Source organism: Clostridium sp. (assembly GCF_050717535.1).
In the GTDB taxonomy this organism is placed as follows: Bacteria; Bacillota; Clostridia; order Clostridiales; family Clostridiaceae; genus Clostridium_AD.
This window is the reverse complement of record NZ_JBOITM010000009.1, coordinates 1-19,700: the sequence shown is the minus strand read 5'-3', so window position 1 is coordinate 19,700 and position 19,700 is coordinate 1. Positions and strand designations below refer to the sequence as shown.

The window sequence follows — 19,700 nt, the reverse complement described above, 5'->3', positions numbered from 1 at the left end:
CTCAAAAATTATTTTTTATTATAATATTTTTTTATGATTATGTAATTGCATATTTCTGTTAATTTATAGAATTTATAGCCTCTTTTAAAACACTATTTTCTTCCTCAGATAATTCATACCTAGAAATACCTTTATCTATTGGTTTAGCATAAGTTGTACTCTCATTTCTACTATATATGCTTGTTAAAATAACTCCATTATTGCTTCCATCTAAAAGAGCTATAGAGAAGCTTAAATCACTTCCAACATCTTCAAACGCCCTATATCTTACCATTGAGGTCTTTTGTATACAGTTTTTTAGCTCTCCACTTATTTGTTCACACATTTGTTTCATAATATCATTTTCTTCTTTAACATCATCAATTTTATCCAAATAAGCTACAACCATATCTTCTAAATTTTTATTGTTTACACCTCTCATTAATTTTCTATATTTTCTCTCTAATTTATTTAAAGCTGAATATGTCATTATAATTATTATAATTAATATAAGTACAAGCATAATAAGTGCTATTGTTATGTATATATGCGCACTATTTATAAAGTTAAATATCCTTTGCATTTTAAATTACACCCTCTCCATTATGTTTCACGTGAAACATTACATGTTTAAAATTTCTAGAATCCTTTCAAAATCCTGTTCTGAATAATACTCAATTTCTATTTTACCCTTTTCTTTATTTTTAGAATTTATAAAAACTTTAGTACCAAAATGATTTTCTAATTTACTCATTATATCTTTGTAATATATATTACTTTGATTTTTAACTACTTTTTCCTTTTTTCCATTTTCAAAGTTCTTTACCAATCTCTCTGTTTCTCTCACATTAAGACTTTCATCAATAACCATTTGAGCAATTCCACATTGGATTTCCTTATCGGCGATCCCTAGTATTGCCCTTCCATGCCCCTCTGAAATCACACCATCTATTATGTAATCTTGAACTCTTTCATCTAAATTTAATAATCTCATACAATTGGTTATAGCAGTTCTTGATTTACAAACCTTTTTACTTATTTCTTCCTGTGTAAGATTAAAATCCACTAATAATTTTTTATAAGCTATTGCTTCTTCAATAGGGTTTAAATCCTCTCTTTGAATGTTTTCTATTAATGATATTTCCAATACTTCCTTATCATCTATGTTCATTATAATTGCAGGCATTTCTGAAAGTCCAATACTTTTAGCTGCTCTAAATCTCCTTTCACCGGCTACAACTGTGTATGTGTCATCTTCTTCTTTATTTACTATAATAGGTTGAATAACCCCATGTTCCTCTATCGATTGCGCAAGTTCTGATATTCTTTCAGGGTCAAAACTTTTTCTTGGTTGATCAATATTTGCCTTAATCAAATTCATAGATATTTTAAGAACCATTGAACTATCTTCTTTAATTTCTTCCTCAGGAATTAAAGCTCCAAGTCCTCTACCTAGCCCAAACTTCTTATTCAAAATATATCCCTCCCTTGTCTATCTAGAAACTCATTTGCCAATGCTTCATATGCTTCTGCACCTTTACATTTATCATCATACAACATAATAGGTAATCCAAAACTCGGAGCTTCAGCCAACCTTATATTCCTAGGAATTGTAATTTTATATACTTTATCGTTAAAATATTTTTTAACCTCTGATACAACCTCATTACATAGTTTTGTTCTATTATCATACATACTTAAAATTACACCCTCAATTTCTAATCCCTTATTTAAGGACTTTTTAACTAATTGAATAGTATTCACTAATTGCCCTACACCTTCCAAAGCATAAAATTCACATTGAATAGGTGTAAGTACACTACTTGCAGCCGTAAGTGCATTTATAGTCAAAATACCCAGTGATGGAGGGCAATCTATGAAGACATAATCAAATTCACCTTCTATTTCTTTAAGCTTTTCCTTTAGTATATTTTCACGATCATTTCTACTAATCAATTCTACTTCTGCACCTGCCAGTTCCATTTTAGATGGTACTATGTACAAATTGTTTACTAATTCGCATTCTTTTATAGTGTCCCTAATGGATATATCTGATGTTAACAAATCATATATGGATAGTTTGATTTTTTTCTTGTCAAATCCTAAGCCACTTGTAGTATTTCCTTGAGGGTCAATATCTACAGTTAAAATCTTTTTACCTTGCATAGCTAAATAGGAACATAGGTTAATATTAGTAGTAGTTTTACCTACGCCTCCCTTTTGATTAAAAATACATATGGTTTTCATGACTACACCTACCCTTCATAATATTATTCATATTTACATAAGGTACATAAAAATAAATAACAACTCAAATACACTGATATATACACTTATTAATTATTTTAATATGCCTAACTAATTTTACTATATAGTTTATTATATAGATATGTTAAATATTTTAATAGTATTTTCTTCATTTTTAAAAAAAATAGTAAAAAACAGAATGTTTCACGTGAAACATTCTGTTTTTTACTATTTTTTAGGTATTCTTATCGTCACTTCTATACTATCTTCTAATTCTCTAGATTTATATTCTGCATTTATTCCATACTTATCAAAAACTTGTTTTATAGTATTTATGTAAACCCTAGGTGCAAAAATGCCTTTTATTTTTTTCTTTCCATCTGCAGCTACTTCATCTCTACATAACTTCAATAATTCCTTTTCAATAAGATCTTCTGTATTTTTAACATTTAGGGATCTATCAACAATTATTTTAAGTACCTTCTTTTGAAGTTTTATATCAGTTATTTTTAGCAGAGCTCTGGCATGTCTCTCTGTAAGCTTGTTCTCTATCAAAACATTTGTAATCTCTTTATCTAATTTTAACAATCTTAATTTATTAGCAATAGTTGATTGTTTTTTTCCTATTATTTGTGCTAATTGTTCCTGTGTATAAGAATGATCTTGAATAAGATTATAGTAAGCTGAGGCTTCTTCCAAAAAATTCAAATCTTCTCTTTGTAAATTTTCAAGTAGTGCAATTGCTGCAGAGTCTTTATCTGTAATATCTATAATAATTACTGGCACTTCCTGCAGTCCTATTTTTTTTGCGGCTCTTAATCTTCTTTCTCCTGCTACTAATTCATATCTACTCTCCCCGCTTTTTCTAACTGTTAGGGGCTGGATTATACCATAAGCTTTTATAGACTGAGAAAGTTCTTCAATAGTCTCTTCATTAAAATGCTTTCTAGGCTGATAAACATTTGGAGATAATAATTCTATAGACACATATTTTACATCATTTTGCATAATATACCATCCCTTAAATTTTTCCTTTTATTAACAGTTCTCTTTTTTTATCTTATTTCCTTCTTTTTTTTATATTTTCCGTACGACAAATTATTACATTTTTGGTCGTAGTACTACACTAGAGGACTTTTAGCGACCATCCCCGCTTTTCTAGGATACTTCTTAGGTGTACCTGAAATTTTACTTATTATTACTAAATTATGGTCTAAGTCACTATCTTCAATTTGTACCTTCTCGATATGTTCTATCCGCCCACCTAGCATTCTAATTGCATTTTTAGAAGATTTAATCTCTTCTTCAACCGCAGGACCTTTCATTGCAACAAAATATCCACCCACCTTTACATAAGGTAAACAATATTCACTAAGTACTGTTAAATTAGCAACTGCTCTAGATACAGCTACATCAAATTTCTCTCTATATTGTCTATCTTGTGCAAAATCTTCTGCTCTACCATGAATAGCTTTAATTTTTTCTAATTGAAGATTTGAAATTACTTCATTTAAAAAATTAATTCTCTTATTTAATGAATCTAATAAAACTATATTTATTTCAGGTTTAATTATTTTCATAGGAATACCCGGAAATCCACCACCAGTTCCTATGTCTATAACATTTTTTGCATTTTTTAGTCCTTGAAACTTAAAGACTTTCATAGAATCAATAAAATGTTTTTTTATTATTTCTTCATCTTCTTTTATAGCGGTTAAATTTACTTTTTCATTCCACTCTTTTATAAGGTCCTTATATTTCATAAATTGCTCATACTTTTTTTCGTTAAATCCTAAGCCTTCATTACTACTGGCCTTGCTTAATATGTCAAAGTATTTCATCTTTCACCTCTAGGTCTTCTTATATTTTAATAAATAATCCTCTTAGCTATTTCTTAATCTATTCTGCTGTTCAATATATATCATTAGAACAGTCATATCTGCAGGTGATACTCCTGATATTCTAGAAGCTTGCCCTATGCTAATTGGTTTAATTTTACCTAATTTTTGCATAGCCTCAATCCTTAAACCCTTTATATTTTCATAATTTATTTCTTTAGGTATAATTTTGTTTTCAAACTTTTTAAATTGATGAATTTGCTCTAATTGCTTTTGGATATATCCTTCATATTTTGACATAATATTAACTTGCTGCTCAATATATTTATTTAATTTAGGTCTATCTTTATCAAGTTTTTCAACTTTATAATAATCAAGTTCAGGTCTTTTTATAAGCTCATAGAGGCTAATTGGTTTTTTAAGTGGTGTAGATTCGCAAGAAATTAAGAATTCCTCAATATCTTTTTTATTTGTAATTTGTAAATGCTTTATTCTTTCAATTTCTTCTTCTAGTTGCTTCTTTTTTTCACAAAACACTTCATATCTATGTTCATTAACAAGGCCAACACCATGCCCAATTTCAGTAAGTCTTAAATCAGCATTATCTTGTCTTAATAGCAATCTATACTCTGCTCTTGAAGTCATCATCCTATAGGGCTCATTGGTGCCTTTAGTAACTAAATCATCAATTAATACTCCTATATATGCATCAGACCTTTTTAATATTAGCGGCTGCTTATTTTGAATACTAAGTGCAGCATTAATTCCTGCGATAAGACCTTGTGCAGCCGCTTCTTCATAACCTGAACTACCATTTATTTGACCTGCTGAAAATAACCCTTTAATATTCTTAAATTCTAATGAAAGTTTTAAATCCGTTGAATCTAAACAATCATACTCTATGGCATATGCCGTTCTCATAATTTCTACATTTTCAAGACCTGGTATTGTTTTCATCATTTCCACCTGAATCTCCTCTGGAAGTGAGCTAGACATACCTTGAACATACATTTCTTCTGTATTCTCTCCTTCAGGCTCAATGAATATTTGATGCCTTTCTTTATCCGCAAATCTCATTACTTTATCTTCAATGGATGGACAATATCTAGGCCCAGTACCCTTAATAGATCCATTAAATAGTGGCGATCTATCTATGTTTTGTCGTATTACATTATGAGTTTTTTCATTTGTATAAGCTAAATAACAAGAAAGCTGATCTCGCTGTATATCTTCACTAATAAACGAAAATGGAACTACCTCATCATCACCACGTTGCTCTTCCATTTTAGAAAAGTCTACTGATCCTCTATTAATTCTAGCTGGAGTTCCTGTTTTAAATCTCCTTAAGTCTATTCCAATTTCAATTAATGACTTCGAAAGTTCATTAGCAGGAAGTAATCCACTAGGACCTTCATTATAACTTTGATCCCCAATTATAACCTTAGATTTTAAATATACTCCAGATGCTATAATAATAGCCTTCGTTTTAAAGTATGCACCATTTTTTGTAAGAACACCATTAATTTTTCCCTCTGTCATGTCTATAGATATTACTTCTAATTGTCTTAACTGTAAATTTTCTTGTTTTTCTAATACATTCTTCATTCTTGCGCCATATGCTTTTTTATCAGCTTGAGCTCTTAACGAAAACACAGCTGGACCCTTAGAAGTGTTTAACATTCTTGATTGTATATATGTATTATCAATATTCACTCCCATTTCACCACCAAGAGCATCTATTTCCCTTACCAAATGTCCTTTAGCAGTTCCCCCAATATTGGGGTTACATGGCATTAAAGCCACACTATCTAAATTTATAGCACAAATTAAAGTCTTACATCCTATCCTTGCAGCTGCAAGCGCGGCCTCACAACCTGCGTGACCAGCTCCAATAACTACAACATCAAATTCCCCTGCCATATATTTCATATTTATCCCTACTTTCCTAAACAAAATTCTGAAAATATCTTATGTATAATATCTTCGTCTAAAGCCTCTCCAGTAATATCACCTAAATTAGTCCATGCATTTCTTATATCAATAGAAGCCAAATCTATAGCCGATGTATGTTCTATTGCATTTAGTGATGATTCTAAGTTTTCTTTTGCCCGTATTAAAGCTTCCTTATGTCTATTATTAGTAACAAATACTCCTTCAGTTTTAATTTCACCCTTAAAGAATAAATCTTTTATATGTTCCTTAACCTTATTTAATCCTTCACCGGTTTTAACTGATATATTAGTTACATATTTTGATTTTAGATTTTGTAATTGTTCACTCTCTATTTTACCACCTAAATCACTTTTATTTAACAATACAATATATTTTTTTTCTTTAATGTATTTGATTATTTCCATATCTTCCTGACTTAGCTTATTACTCCAGTCTAATATTAATATAACTAAATCAGCCTCATCAATCTTTTGTTTAGATGTTTCTACTCCTATTTTCTCAACAATATCTTCTGTTTCCCTTATACCTGCAGTATCCACTATTTTAACTGGTATACCTTCTATGCTTATATACTCTTCTATAGCATCCCTTGTTGTGCCAGGTATCTCTGTAACAATAGCTCTTTTTTCTTTAACAAGAGCATTAAGAAGTGAAGATTTTCCTACATTAGGTTTACCAACTATTACAGTGCTTAAGCCTTCCCTTAGGATTTTACCTTCATCCGCCGTACTGAGTAGTAAATCTATCTCACCCATTATTGAATTAACGTCCTCCTTAACTTCTCCCGCTGTTACTTCTTCAATATCCTCTTCAGGATAATCAACAGTAACTTCTATATGTGCAATTACACTAAGTAATTTATTTCTTATTTTCTTTATTTCCCTGGAAATCGAACCTTCTGATTGCATAAGGGCTGATTTCATACTAAGTTCTGTCTTTGCTGTTATAATATCCATAACCGCCTCAGCCTCACTTAAGTCAATTCTACCATTTAAAAATGCTCTTTTAGTGAATTCTCCTGGTGCTGCCATTCTTGCTCCTGCCCTAATAACTTCTTGTAGAATTATATTAGTTCCAACTATGCCACCATGACAATTTATCTCAATAGTATCTTCTGAAGTAAAACTTTTTGGACCTTTCATGTAGGAAATAATAACTTCATCAAGTTTAATACCTTTTTTATCAATAATATGACCATATCTCATGGTATAAGTTTTAAAATCACTAAGTTTTCTATTGTTTTTACCTATAAATATACTATCTACTATATCTCTAGACTTGTCTCCAGATACTCTAATTATAGATATACCACTTTCCCCTATACTAGTTGCTATTGCAGCTATAGTATCAAATTCTTTCATTAAATATTACCTCCTAATTTTAGTTTTATGAATTTAAAAAGAAAGCCCTTAGGCTTTCTTTAAATCAACTACAACTCTTCTATAGGGCTCTTCACCTTCACTAATGGTGTAAACATATGAATCATTTTGAAGCGTAGAGTGTATTATTCTTCTTTCATATGGGTTCATTGGTTCAAGTTTTAATACTCTACCACTAACCCTTACCTTATAGGCAATTTTTGATGCAAGCCTTTTTAACGTCTCTTCTCTTTTTGCCCTATAATTCTCAGTATCTAATATTACTCTTTTATATTCTTCATCATGATTTTTGTTTACAACTAAACTTACAAGGTATTGAAGGGAGTCTAGTGTTTCACCTCTATATCCTATTAATAGTCCCATATTAGGTCCAATTAAATCAATCCTAATTTCATTATTTTCATCTTTTAGGTTTACTTCAGCTTTCATACTCATAGATTTCAATACTTCCATTAGAAACTTTTTAGCTTCATATGAACTATCTCTTTTAACTGTAACTCTAATTTTTGCAGGCTTTACCCCAATGATATTTAAAAACCCTTTACTACCTTCATCTAAGGTTTCAATTTTTACTTTATCTCTTGTAACATTTAATTCCTTCAATGCATTATTAATTGCATCCTCTACATTCTTCCCCATCATTTCTAAAATCTTCATACAGTAAGACACCCGCCTTTCTCAATATAAAATTAGGCAATTGTGTTAAATCTGTTTTTTTACAACTCCAGTATTCCCAAGTTCTATTTTATTTATAACTAAAGTTTGAATTACTTGTAATACGTTGTTTATTACCCAATATAATACCAATGCACCTTTAAATTTAAGACTCATAAACCCCATAAAAATAGCCATTCCAGTGTTCATTGTTGAAGTTTGTTTAGATTGAGCACCGCTACCTGGTGGTTGCATAAGTTTTGATGAAAAATAAGTTGTAACGGTAGACAATATTGGTAATATATAATATGGATCAGGCAATGTCAAATCTGGCATCCATAAGAAGCCAGCACCTTTCATATTTAATGTGTTAAACACAGCAAATAGTGCAAATAGTATTGGCATTTGAACAAGCATTGGCAAACAACCGCCCATTGGATTTACTCCATTTTCTTTGTAAAGCTTCATTACTTCTTGCTGAGATTTTTGTGGATCTTTTTTATATTTTTCTTGAACTTTCTTCATTTCTGGTTGAATTGCGCCCATTTTAGCCGTTGATTTAGTTTGCTTAATACTTAAAGGCAACAATAATACCCTTATTATAATTGTGAAAAGAATTATTGCAAGTCCATAAGATATATTGTCAATTGGTATAACTGTATGAATGCCACTATGTATAAAGTAAAAGAACTTTTGAAGTGGAGAAATTAAAAACTGTAATTTCGAATACAAAAATAAAACCTCCCAAGTGGTTATTTAACTGGATCAAAGCCACCCTTATTATAGGGATGACATCTCAATATTCTTTTTATTCCCAAAATAGAGCCTTTTATAGCTCCATACTTTTCAATAGCTTCTAAAGTATACTGAGAACATGTTGGGTAAAATATACAACAAGGCCTCTTAAGAGGTGATATATATTTTCTATAAATCTTTATACCCAGTATAAGTATTTTTTTCATTATTAATTAAACCTGCCTTCTTAAGCAAATTCTTCAAAGCATTCTCTATTTCTTTATAATTCTTTCCATTAGAAGGATTCCTTGCAATAAAAACCAAATCATATCCTGTCTTTAATCCCTCATTGTTAAGTCTATAGCTTTCGCCAATTAGTCTTTTAACTCTACTTCGAGTTACACTTTTTCCTACCTTTTTACTTACTGATATTCCACATCTATTTATATCTTTGCCATTTCTATAGATATATAACACTAATAATAAGTTAGAAAAAGATTTTCCTCTTCTATATACTGTTCTAAATTCAGTATTCTTTCTAATCCTATACTTCTTCACATCAATTTTCATATTAGCCGCCCTCGTTTCCGCAAATTGCAGAAAAAGGCCACATTAGCGGCCTTTATGCTGTCAATCTTTTTCTACCTTTTTGTCTTCTTTTCTGAAGAATGTTTCTTCCAGAAGCGGTTTTCATTCTCTTTCTAAATCCGTGTTCTTTTTTTCTTTGTCTTTTTTTAGGCTGGTAAGTCATGAACATATCTACTACACCCCCTTCTTTTAAACCTTAAATTATATCAATCGTCTTGCAATCGCATATTTATGGTTTTACTATTGTATTATATATTTACTATGGCTTAATGTCAAGACAACCATTTTTATTCTTATTGTTGATATTTTAAATATTTATATGATTATTTGTGGATAACTTCTTGAACACCTTGTTATTTTTTGATATTATATAAGATATAACTGTGAATAACCTATTTGTAAACAAAGTTATTCACAACTTGTGGACAAAATTGTGAATAACTACTATAATATTGTACAAAACTGCTTTTTACTTATCTATTTTTAGCTATGTTAGTAGATTTATTCCAAATTTAATATGTTAATACTTTTTTTTTGTAATTGTTAATAACTAAAATCATATTAAAACTGTTAACATAGTTATTAACATGTTAATAATTTTAAAGCTATTTATCAACAACCTATGATGTATTAATTTATTGTTTATAACTTTGTTTATACATTGTTTGTTTTTACATAAAATATTTTTTTTATTTGAACTGGAGGGTAGAAAATGAGCACCCAAATTAAAGATATCTGGGAAAAAACCTTAAACATAATAAAAGGCGAACTTACAGAAGTTAGTTTTAATACTTGGATTAAAAGTATAGAACCTATGGCCTTAGATAATAATAATTTTAAATTAGGTGTTCCTAATAATTTTACCAAAGACATTCTTGAAAATAGATATAAGGATTTAATAATGAATGCTGTTAAATTAATTACTTCTAAAACATATAAAATTGAATTCTTTATATTATCTGAGGAAGTCGCAGAAATTGAAACACCTAAAGCAAAAAGAGAAACTGAAAGAAATAACCTACTAATTAATGATGAGATGTCTGCAACACTAAACCCAAAGTATACCTTTGATTCTTTTGTCATTGGTAATAGTAATAGGTTTGCTCATGCTGCGTCACTTGCTGTAGCTGAATCACCTGCAAAGGCCTATAACCCGCTATTTATCTATGGAGGAGTTGGTCTTGGAAAAACGCATTTGATGCATGCCATCGGTCATTATATATTATCAAATAACCCAAAATCTAAAGTTGTTTACGTTTCTTCGGAAAAGTTCACAAACGAACTTATTAATTCTATTAAAGATGACAAAAATGTAGAATTTAGAAACAAGTACAGAAATGTAGATGTTCTCCTAATTGATGATATTCAATTTATTGCTGGTAAAGAACGTACACAAGAAGAGTTCTTTCATACATTTAATGATCTTCATGAAGCAAACAAACAAATTATTTTATCTAGTGATAGACCTCCTAAAGAAATACCTACTTTAGAAGATAGATTACGTTCTAGATTTGAATGGGGTCTTATAGCTGATATACAACCACCTGATTTTGAAACTAGAATTGCTATTTTAAAGAAGAAAGCCGATGTAGAAAATTTAAATATTCCAAATGATGTATTAGTTTATATCGCGACTAAAATAAAATCTAATATACGAGAGCTAGAAGGTGCGCTTATAAGAATTGTAGCTTTTTCATCTCTTACCAATAAAGAGATTGGTATAGATTTAGCTTCTGAAGCACTTAAAGATATTATTTCAAGTAGAAATTCAAAGCAAGTAACTATTGAATTAATACAAGATATAGTTTCCAGCTATTTTAATTTAAAAGTCGAGGATTTTAAATCTTCAAGGCGTACAAGAAACATAACCTTTCCAAGGCAAATAGCAATGTATTTGTGCCGAAAACTCACAGATATGTCTCTACCCAAAATAGGTGAAGAATTTGGAGGTAGGGATCATACAACAGTAATACACGCATGTGAGAAAATATCTAATGGTCTTAAAGAAGACGAAAATCTACAAGATAACATAGCTGAATTAACTAAAAAAATAAGTCAAAAATAATATGTTCGTTACTAACAAGTGTTGATAATATTTATATATAGTCCTGTGTATAAAATAATACATAAAGCACAGCTGTTGATATTGTGGATAACTATGATTTTTTTTGCATACTTATCCACAATTACTTATACCTATGATTGTTGCGCCTTAAAGCCCACCATAGGTTTCTAACATATCAACAGCCCCTACTACTATTACTACTATTTTTAAATTATTATCTTACCTATCTTTAACTAATTTCCCATGTGGATAAGGAGGTTGTTTTTAAATGAAATTTATATGTGAAAAAAATATATTACAAGAAGCTATTTCAAATGTCCAAAAGGCTATTACTGGTAAATCAACTATGCCTGTATTACAAGGTATATTATTAATAGCAAAAAATAATGAAGTAACACTTATAGGATCTGATATTGATTTAAGTATTGAAGCTAAAGTCAATGCAGATGTTATGGAAGATGGAAGTGTAGTTTTAGACTCTAAACTTTTTGGTGAAATAATAAGAAAATTACCTAATAGTGCAATAGAAATAACTTCTGAGGAAAATAACTCTATTAAAATAGTTTGTCAAAAATCATATGCAACTATAATACATATGAATCCTGATGACTACCCTAATCTACCAAATATAATAGAAAATATGATTTTTTCAATTTCCCAAAAGGTATTAAAAAATATGATGAAAGGTACTATTTTTGCAGTTGCTCAAGATGAAACTAGACCAATTCTACAAGGAGTTTTATTCGAAATAAAGGATAAAAAACTTAATCTTATAGCACTTGACGGATATAGAGTTGCATTTAGAAGTGAACCGGTAGATAACGATTCTAGTATAAATGCTGTAATTCCAGGTAAAACATTAAGTGAAGTATCAAAAATATTAGAAGAAACAGACGAGCCAGTAAATATAACCTTCACAGCAAACCATATACTATTTAACATTGGAAAAACAAAGGTTATATCAAGATTACTAGAAGGAGAATTTATAAAATATAATTCAATAATACCAGAAGAATATAATTTAAAGATAACAGCTAAAAGATCTGAATTATTAAGTTGTATAGAGAGGGCTTCTCTTATGGCAAAAGAGGGAAATACTAATTTAGTAAAATTTAATATTGAAGAAGATAATTTGATAATTACATCAAATTCTCAATTGGGAAAGGCCAGAGAAGAAATTAATATAATTTTGCAAGGAGAGCCACTTCAAATTGCATTTAACTCAAAATACCTAATAGAGCTTCTAAAAATAATGGAAGAAGAAGAAATCATTATGGAATTTTCTAGTGGTGTTAATCCTTGTGTGGTAAGAAATAAAGAAAAAAATAATTGTACCTATATGGTTTTACCAGTAAGAATAAGAGCTACAAATAATTAGAAAAAAGTAATTATAATAATATTTCAGAAAAGAAGGTTTTAAAATGAATGAAATAAAAATAGAAACAGATATAATAAAATTAGATTCTTTTCTAAAATGGGCTGGAATAGCTTGTTTAGGAACAGAAGCCAAATATTATATCAAAAATGAAGAAATTAAGCTCAATGGTATCATCGAAACTCAAAGAGGTAAGAAATTAACTAAAGGTGATATAATTGAATTTAACAATGAATTTTATAAAATAGTTTGATGATATATAATACACCGGATAATTTTTAAATATTATCCGGTGTACAATTTATGTCTGTAATATAAAAAAATATGTTATATTATTTATACATATTAAATAATATAATTAATATATATATGTTATAATTGTAATAGGTGATTGTATGCATGTAAAATATTTACAACTTGTAAATTTTAGGAATTTTAATGATTTAACAATAGAATTAAATAAGGGTACTAATGTATTCGTGGGAGATAATGCCCAAGGAAAAACAAATATTTTAGAAGCAATTTATTATTGTAGTTTAGCTAAGTCTCATAGAACTAATAGAGATAAGGAACTTATAAATTGGAATGCAGCAGATGCATATATAAAGTTATATGTCTGTAAAACAAGATTAGATAAAAAAATAGAAATAAAAATTTTTAAAGAGGGTAGAAAAGGGGTTAATATAAATTCTATAAAAATTCAAAAACTCTCTGAGCTGGTAGGAAGCTTCAATGTAATTATGTTTTCTCCAGAAGATTTAAATATTGTTAAAGAATCTCCTTCATATAGACGAAAGTTCTTAGATATAGAACTATGTAAGTTAAACAGTCGATATTACTATAGCTTAACTCAATACAAGAAAATTTTAAATGAGAGAAATTTGGCTATAAAAAAATGGAATACAAATAGCGATATTATAGATGTGTATGATATACAACTTAGTGAATTTGGTGCAATTATTATAAAAGACAGAATAAATTATATAGAAAAGTTAAATAAAATAGGTAAAGTAATACATAGTGATATAACTTCTAAAAGTGAAATAATAGAAATTAAATATCTAACACCTATTAAAGAATTAGATAATATACAGCAAAACTTGTACTTGCTTTTATGTAAAAACAGAAAAAGAGATATAGAAACTAAAACAACATCAATAGGACCACACAGGGATGATTTTTCTATAACTATCAATGGCATGGATGCTAGAACCTTTGGATCTCAAGGACAACAGAGAACTTCAGTTCTAACCATAAAATTTGGAGCACTAGCAATTATAAAAGAGTTAACTGGAGAATACCCAGTATTGTTACTTGATGATGTTTTGTCTGAACTAGATACAAAAAGGCAAGAATATATATTAAACTCTATAAAAAATGTTCAAACATTAATTACTTGTACAGGAATTAATGAAATAAGAAAATATCTAAGTTCTGAAAATAAGATATTTGAGGTTAGCTCAGGTAAGTTAAAAGAAATTACATAGATTTAAATAAGTATAATGCGCTATTAAGGAGGATATCATATGTTTTTACATTTGGGAGAAAATGTAGTAGTACCTATAAAAGATATTATAGGTATATTTGACATGGAAACGACTATGTACAGTTCGGACACTATACAATTTTTAAGAATGGCTGAAGAAGATGGATTTGTAGAAAGGATAACTAAGAATATTGCTAAGTCTTTTGTTATTGCTGAGGTAGATAAAAAGAGCAAAATATATCTATCGCCAATATCATCGCAAACGCTATGTAAGAGAACAGAAACTGTATATTATGAACTGTAGATTAGATTAGGAGGATATGCATGGATATAAATAATGTTTATGACGAAAGTCAAATACAAGTACTTGAAGGATTAGAAGCAGTAAGAAAAAGACCAGGTATGTATATAGGAAGCACTAGCATTCGTGGGCTTCATCATTTAGTTTATGAAATTGTAGATAATAGTATAGATGAGGCAATGGCTGGTTTTTGTAAGAATATCGAAGTGTTTATACATCCAAATAATTCTATAACGGTTATAGATGACGGTCGTGGTATGCCCGTAGGAATACATCATAAAATGAAAATACCTACTGTAGAAGTTATAATGACTGTACTTCATGCAGGTGGAAAATTTGGTGGTGGAGCATACAAAGTATCAGGTGGTCTTCATGGTGTTGGAGCATCTGTAGTTAATGCACTTTCTGAAGTTTGTGAAGTTGAAGTTAAAGTCGATGGAGATATATGGAAACAAACTTTTTCAAAGGGTAAAACTACTAGTACTCTGGAAAAGATTGGTACAACAGAGGAACATGGAACAAAGATTTTCTTTATGCCTGATGCTGAAATTTTTGAGGAAATTGATTTTGATTATGAAACAGTAGCTCAAAGACTTCGCGAACTTGCTTTTTTAAATAAAGGTATAAGAATAACCCTTACAGATGAGCGCGAAGACAAAAAACAAGAATTTTTATATGAAGGTGGAATAAAATCTTTTGTAGATTATCTAAATAGGAATAAGGGTAAAATTCACGATACTATATACATTGAAGGACGTAAAGATGATTATATTGTTGAAATAGCATTACAATACAATGATACATACACAGAAAATTTATTTTCTTTTGCTAATAATATAGATACAGTAGAAGGTGGAACACATCTAGTTGGTTTTAAGACAGCATTAACAAGAATAGTAAATGATTATGCTAAAAAATTTGGTTTCTTAAAAGACAATGATAAAAATCTATCTGGTGAGGATGTACGAGAAGGACTTACAGCAGTAGTATCTATAAAACTTACTGATCCTCAATTTGAAGGTCAAACAAAGACTAAACTTGGAAATAGCGAAGTAAGAGGAATTGTTGATAGTATAGTTGGTGAGGCTATGAGTAATGTTCTAGAGGAAAGTCCAGAGCTTGGTAAAAAAATAATAGACAAATCATTGAATGCAGCTAGAGCTCGTGATGCTGCAAAAAAAGCAAGAGAACTTACAAGGCGTAAGTCAATCCTTGAAAGTACTACACTTCCTGGAAAATTATCAGATTGTGCTTCAAAAGATCCTATGGAATGTGAAATATATCTTGTCGAAGGGGATTCCGCTGGTGGATCTGCAAAGCAAGGTAGAGATAGAAAATTCCAAGCTATACTTCCTCTTAAAGGAAAAATAATGAATGTTGAAAAACAAAGAATTGATAAGATGCTGGCATCACTTGAAATTAGGGCTATGATAACAGCATTTGGGGCAGGTATAGGAAAAGATTTTGATGTGAAAAAAATAAGATATGATCGTATTATTATTATGACAGATGCGGATGTAGATGGAGCACATATTAGAACATTGTTGTTGACTTTCTTCTATAGGTACATGAAGGAATTAGTAGAAGAAGGACACGTGTATGTAGCCCAACCTCCATTATTTAAGGTTACTAAAGGTAAGAAAGAGCAATATGTATATACTGATAAAGAACTTGAAAAGGTACTTTTGGAAGTAGGAGGAAAAGATGGTAATACTGATATACAAAGATACAAAGGTCTTGGGGAAATGAATCCAGATCAGCTTTGGGATACAACAATGAATCCCGAAGAGAGAACTCTCCTTCAGGTCCATGTAGAGGATGCAATGGCAGCCGATGAAATATTTACTATTCTTATGGGGGACAAAGTAGAACCACGTCGTGAGTTTATACAAGAAAATGCTAAGAAAGTACTTAATTTAGATATATAGTAGATTAGTATAATTACCATAACACATGGAGAATGGCGGTACTATTTTTCAGGTGTTGTTAAAATATTTTGTTTGAAGAGGTGTAACAGATGAATAATCAGGGAAAAATTTTACCTATTGATATAAGGTACGAAATGAAAAAATCCTATATAGATTACGCTATGAGTGTTATAGTAAGTCGTGCGCTTCCAGATGTACGGGATGGACTTAAACCTGTTCATAGAAGAATATTATTTTCTATGCATGAACTAGGGTTAACCCCAGAAAAGGGATATAGAAAGTGTGCAAGAATTGTTGGAGACGTTTTAGGTAAGTATCACCCACATGGTGATACTGCAGTATATGGAGCACTCGTTAGAATGGCTCAAGACTTTTCTCAAAGATGTATTTTGGTTGATGGTCATGGAAATTTTGGTTCTGTAGATGGTGACGGAGCGGCAGCAATGAGATATACAGAAGCTAAAATGAGTAAAATTACAACACAGATGCTTCGCGATATTAATAAAGAGACAGTAGACTTTATTCCTAACTTTGATGGAGAAGAAAAAGAGCCATCCGTGTTACCATCAAGATTTCCTAATCTTTTAGTTAATGGATCAACAGGAATAGCCGTTGGTATGGCAACAAATATACCTCCACATAACTTAATTGAAGTTATAGATGGGGTATTAATGCTTATTGATGATCCAGAAGCTGAAATAAGTGATTTAATGACAAAAATAAAAGGACCAGATTTTCCTACAGCAGGAATTATATTAGGTAGAGCAGGAATTAAAAGTGCATATGAAACAGGAAGAGGAAGAATCCTGGTAAGGGCTAAAACTGACATTGAAGAAAATAAAGGAAGAAATTCAATAATAGTAACAGAATTACCTTATCAAGTTAATAAAGCAAGACTTATAGAAGGTATTGCAGATTTAGTAAAAGATAAGAAAATAGATGGAATATCAGACCTTCGAGATGAATCAGACAGAGAAGGTATGAGAATTGTTATAGAACTAAAAAGAGATGCAAATCCTAATATAGTATTAAACAGGTTATTTAAACATACTAGGATGCAAGATACTTTTGGAGTTATAATGATAGCTCTTGTAAATGGAGAGCCACAAACACTAAATTTAAAACAGTGTTTGGTATATTATTTAGATCATCAAAAAGATGTAGTAAGAAGAAGAACTCAATTTGATTTAGACAAAGCCTTAGCTAAAGCTCATATCTTAGAAGGTATGAAAATTGCACTAGACCATATTGATGAAGTAATCCGTTTAATAAGAGCATCTAAAAGCATTAGTGAAGCTAAAGAAAGTTTAATAAGTGCATTTGAACTATCAGAAAAACAAGCTACTGCTATTGTTGAAATGAGACTTGGAAGATTAACCGGTCTTGAAAGAGATAAAATTGAAGATGAATATAACGAATTAATGAAAACTATTAATTATTTACAAGGAATTTTAGCAGATGAAATGGTATTACTAAACATAATTAAAGATGAGCTTATAGAAATTAGAAATAAATATGGTGATACTAGAAGAACAGCAATAGAAAAAAATCCATATAGCATAGATGAGGAAGATTTAATCCAAGAGACAGATGTTGTAATAACTCTAACTCATGCAGGCTATATAAAGAGACTTCCAGCTGATACTTATAGTGCCCAAAAAAGAGGGGGTAGAGGGATACAAGGTGTTACTACAAAAGAAGATGACTTTGTAGAACATATTTTTATAACCTCCACTCATAATAATCTATTGCTATTCACAAACAAAGGAAAAGCATTTAGATTAAAAGCATATGAAATTCCTGAAGGTGGAAGAACAGCTAAGGGAACAAACTTAGTAAATATTATACCACTGGCTAACGATGATAAAATTCAAGCGGTTATATCTCTTAGAGAATTTACAGAGGATAATTATCTTATAATGGGAACAAAACATGGTTTAATTAAGAAAACATCACTAGATAAATATTCGTCTATAAGGAAGAATGGTTTAAATGCAATAAATTTAAGAGAAGATGATGAATTAATTGGAGCTGCAATAACTACTGGAGATAGCGAAATGCTATTTGCTACAAGAAATGGTTATTCCATAAGATTTAGTGAAAAAGATGTAAGATGTATGGGAAGAACTGCAACTGGAGTTAAGGCCTTAACTTTAAGACAAGATGACATTGTAGTGGCTATGAATATTGTTAAACCTGAAGAAGAACTTTTAGTTATAAGTGAAAATGGTTTTGGAAAAAGAACCGTAGTTTCACAATACTCACTTCAGCATAGAGGTGGTAAAGGAGTAATAACTTATAAGGTATCAGAGAAAACAGGAAAACTTGTAGGTGCTAAAATAGTAAAAGATGGAGACGAAATGATACTAATAAATAGTAATGGTATTGTTATAAGATTAAATGTAGCCGGAATATCAACTACAAGTAGAAATACTATGGGAGTTACTTTAATGAAGAGCGGTGAAGGAGATAATATCGTTGCTATAGCTAAAATAAATTGTAGTGATGAAATTAATGCAGACGGGGGATCTTGTAAATTAGATGGTGACTCGCAGGATGAAACTCAAGATATTGAAACGATTGAAGAAAATTCTCTTAATGGAGAGAATGACTTAGAGACAATTAGCGAAACAACTGATGAAATAAACGTTGAAACTGAAGATGGAACAAATGATGGAACAAATGATGAAAAAGAAGATTAAAAAAGAAGATTAAAATGTAAAGTATTTATTTGAAATTATTTCAGATAAGTACTTTTTTATATTGTAATATAATGAACCTAGTGTATCCCAAGCAGTAAATGAGCGAAAAATAAAGGTATATTTAGAAAATCAAGTTTAATCTACTAAGAAGTAGAACTAGTTGAAATACAGCATGAAATAGATTTGATACAATACTCCTTGTCGTCACGAAGCAGTGACACAGCATGTTAAATGTTAATTACTACTTGATAAGTTTTAATTTGAAAATAAATTAAAGAAGTTGTTGACAAAACAAGCAATACCTAGTAAAATAGTAGAAGTCGTCACTTGATGACAAAGCAAATTGGTCTTTGAAAATTAAACAGAGAAATAGGTAAAATAACGAAATAATATTTCGTTAGACCAGTTAATTACTTTAGATAAACAAGTAAAATTTTAGTCGTAAGACTAAAAAGTATGTAATGAGCTTG

General features: G+C 29.9%; 19 protein-coding genes. 7 read left to right on the top strand and 12 right to left on the bottom strand.

Annotated elements, in window-relative coordinates:
- Nucleotides 1-58: 58 nt before the first annotated feature.
- The 12 genes from ACREVU_RS02095 to rpmH all read right to left on the bottom strand — a co-directional run bounded on the left by ACREVU_RS02095 (nucleotide 59) and on the right by rpmH (nucleotide 9,542).
- A complete protein-coding gene (locus ACREVU_RS02095) occupies nucleotides 59-562 on the bottom strand; it encodes a DUF4446 family protein (protein WP_431549980.1) in 504 nt (167 codons plus the stop codon).
- Nucleotides 563-601: 39 nt separating this feature from the next.
- Nucleotides 602-1,453, bottom strand: a complete 852-nt coding sequence (locus ACREVU_RS02090; protein ID WP_431549979.1) for a ParB/RepB/Spo0J family partition protein — start codon at nucleotides 1,451-1,453, stop codon at nucleotides 602-604.
- Complete coding sequence (locus ACREVU_RS02085; protein WP_431549978.1) at nucleotides 1,450-2,226, bottom strand: ParA family protein; 777 nt, start codon at nucleotides 2,224-2,226, stop codon at nucleotides 1,450-1,452. The genes ACREVU_RS02090 and ACREVU_RS02085 overlap by 4 nt, the downstream gene beginning before the upstream one ends.
- A 228-nt stretch (nucleotides 2,227-2,454) precedes the next feature.
- Nucleotides 2,455-3,234: a nucleoid occlusion protein gene (gene noc, locus ACREVU_RS02080; protein WP_431549977.1), complete on the bottom strand. Its 780-nt coding sequence runs from the start codon at nucleotides 3,232-3,234 to the stop codon at nucleotides 2,455-2,457.
- A gap of 113 nt (nucleotides 3,235-3,347) precedes the next feature.
- Entirely contained in the window at nucleotides 3,348-4,067 is a 720-nt protein-coding gene (rsmG, locus tag ACREVU_RS02075) for a 16S rRNA (guanine(527)-N(7))-methyltransferase RsmG (protein WP_431549976.1), read from the bottom strand.
- Between the two features lie 42 nt (nucleotides 4,068-4,109).
- Entirely contained in the window at nucleotides 4,110-5,993 is a 1,884-nt protein-coding gene (gene mnmG, locus ACREVU_RS02070) for a tRNA uridine-5-carboxymethylaminomethyl(34) synthesis enzyme MnmG (protein WP_431549975.1), read from the bottom strand.
- A gap of 8 nt (nucleotides 5,994-6,001) precedes the next feature.
- Nucleotides 6,002-7,378: a tRNA uridine-5-carboxymethylaminomethyl(34) synthesis GTPase MnmE gene (gene mnmE / locus ACREVU_RS02065; RefSeq protein WP_431549974.1), complete on the bottom strand. Its 1,377-nt coding sequence runs from the start codon at nucleotides 7,376-7,378 to the stop codon at nucleotides 6,002-6,004.
- 48 nt (nucleotides 7,379-7,426) lie between these two features.
- Nucleotides 7,427-8,053, bottom strand: coding sequence for an RNA-binding cell elongation regulator Jag/EloR (gene jag, locus ACREVU_RS02060; RefSeq protein WP_431549973.1), 627 nt, complete (start codon nucleotides 8,051-8,053; stop codon nucleotides 7,427-7,429).
- Nucleotides 8,054-8,098: 45 nt separating this feature from the next.
- On the bottom strand, nucleotides 8,099-8,782 hold the full coding sequence (gene yidC, locus ACREVU_RS02055) for a membrane protein insertase YidC (RefSeq protein WP_431549972.1): 684 nt from the start codon (nucleotides 8,780-8,782) through the stop codon (nucleotides 8,099-8,101).
- Nucleotides 8,783-8,802: 20 nt separating this feature from the next.
- Nucleotides 8,803-9,012 (bottom strand): membrane protein insertion efficiency factor YidD, encoded by a 210-nt coding sequence (yidD, locus tag ACREVU_RS02050; protein ID WP_431549971.1) that lies wholly within the window; start codon nucleotides 9,010-9,012, stop codon nucleotides 8,803-8,805.
- A complete protein-coding gene (gene rnpA, locus ACREVU_RS02045) occupies nucleotides 8,975-9,343 on the bottom strand; it encodes a ribonuclease P protein component (protein ID WP_431550007.1) in 369 nt (122 codons plus the stop codon). The genes yidD and rnpA overlap by 38 nt, the downstream gene beginning before the upstream one ends.
- 64 nt (nucleotides 9,344-9,407) lie before the next feature.
- Entirely contained in the window at nucleotides 9,408-9,542 is a 135-nt protein-coding gene (rpmH, locus tag ACREVU_RS02040; RefSeq protein WP_071614800.1) for a 50S ribosomal protein L34, read from the bottom strand.
- Nucleotides 9,543-10,085: 543 nt separating this feature from the next.
- Between rpmH and dnaA the strand changes: the two genes are divergently transcribed.
- The 7 genes from dnaA (at nucleotide 10,086) to gyrA (ending at nucleotide 19,230) form a co-directional block, all read left to right on the top strand.
- Nucleotides 10,086-11,438: a chromosomal replication initiator protein DnaA gene (gene dnaA / locus ACREVU_RS02035; protein ID WP_431549970.1), complete on the top strand. Its 1,353-nt coding sequence runs from the start codon at nucleotides 10,086-10,088 to the stop codon at nucleotides 11,436-11,438.
- Nucleotides 11,439-11,706: 268 nt separating this feature from the next.
- Nucleotides 11,707-12,816, top strand: coding sequence for a DNA polymerase III subunit beta (dnaN, locus tag ACREVU_RS02030; RefSeq protein ID WP_431549969.1), 1,110 nt, complete (start codon nucleotides 11,707-11,709; stop codon nucleotides 12,814-12,816).
- Between the two features lie 43 nt (nucleotides 12,817-12,859).
- Nucleotides 12,860-13,066: an RNA-binding S4 domain-containing protein gene (locus tag ACREVU_RS02025; RefSeq protein ID WP_431549968.1), complete on the top strand. Its 207-nt coding sequence runs from the start codon at nucleotides 12,860-12,862 to the stop codon at nucleotides 13,064-13,066.
- A gap of 142 nt (nucleotides 13,067-13,208) precedes the next feature.
- The gene (gene recF / locus ACREVU_RS02020) at nucleotides 13,209-14,300 is read left to right on the top strand and encodes a DNA replication/repair protein RecF (RefSeq protein ID WP_431549967.1); all 1,092 of its coding nucleotides are present in this window, start codon (nucleotides 13,209-13,211) and stop codon (nucleotides 14,298-14,300) included.
- Between the two features lie 39 nt (nucleotides 14,301-14,339).
- Complete coding sequence (gene remB, locus ACREVU_RS02015) at nucleotides 14,340-14,603, top strand: extracellular matrix regulator RemB (protein WP_216146188.1); 264 nt, start codon at nucleotides 14,340-14,342, stop codon at nucleotides 14,601-14,603.
- A 20-nt stretch (nucleotides 14,604-14,623) separates the two neighbouring features.
- Nucleotides 14,624-16,528 (top strand): DNA topoisomerase (ATP-hydrolyzing) subunit B, encoded by a 1,905-nt coding sequence (gene gyrB / locus ACREVU_RS02010; protein WP_431549966.1) that lies wholly within the window; start codon nucleotides 14,624-14,626, stop codon nucleotides 16,526-16,528.
- Nucleotides 16,529-16,617: 89 nt separating this feature from the next.
- Nucleotides 16,618-19,230, top strand: coding sequence for a DNA gyrase subunit A (gyrA, locus tag ACREVU_RS02005; RefSeq protein ID WP_431549965.1), 2,613 nt, complete (start codon nucleotides 16,618-16,620; stop codon nucleotides 19,228-19,230).
- The last annotated feature ends 470 nt before the right edge of the window (nucleotides 19,231-19,700 follow it).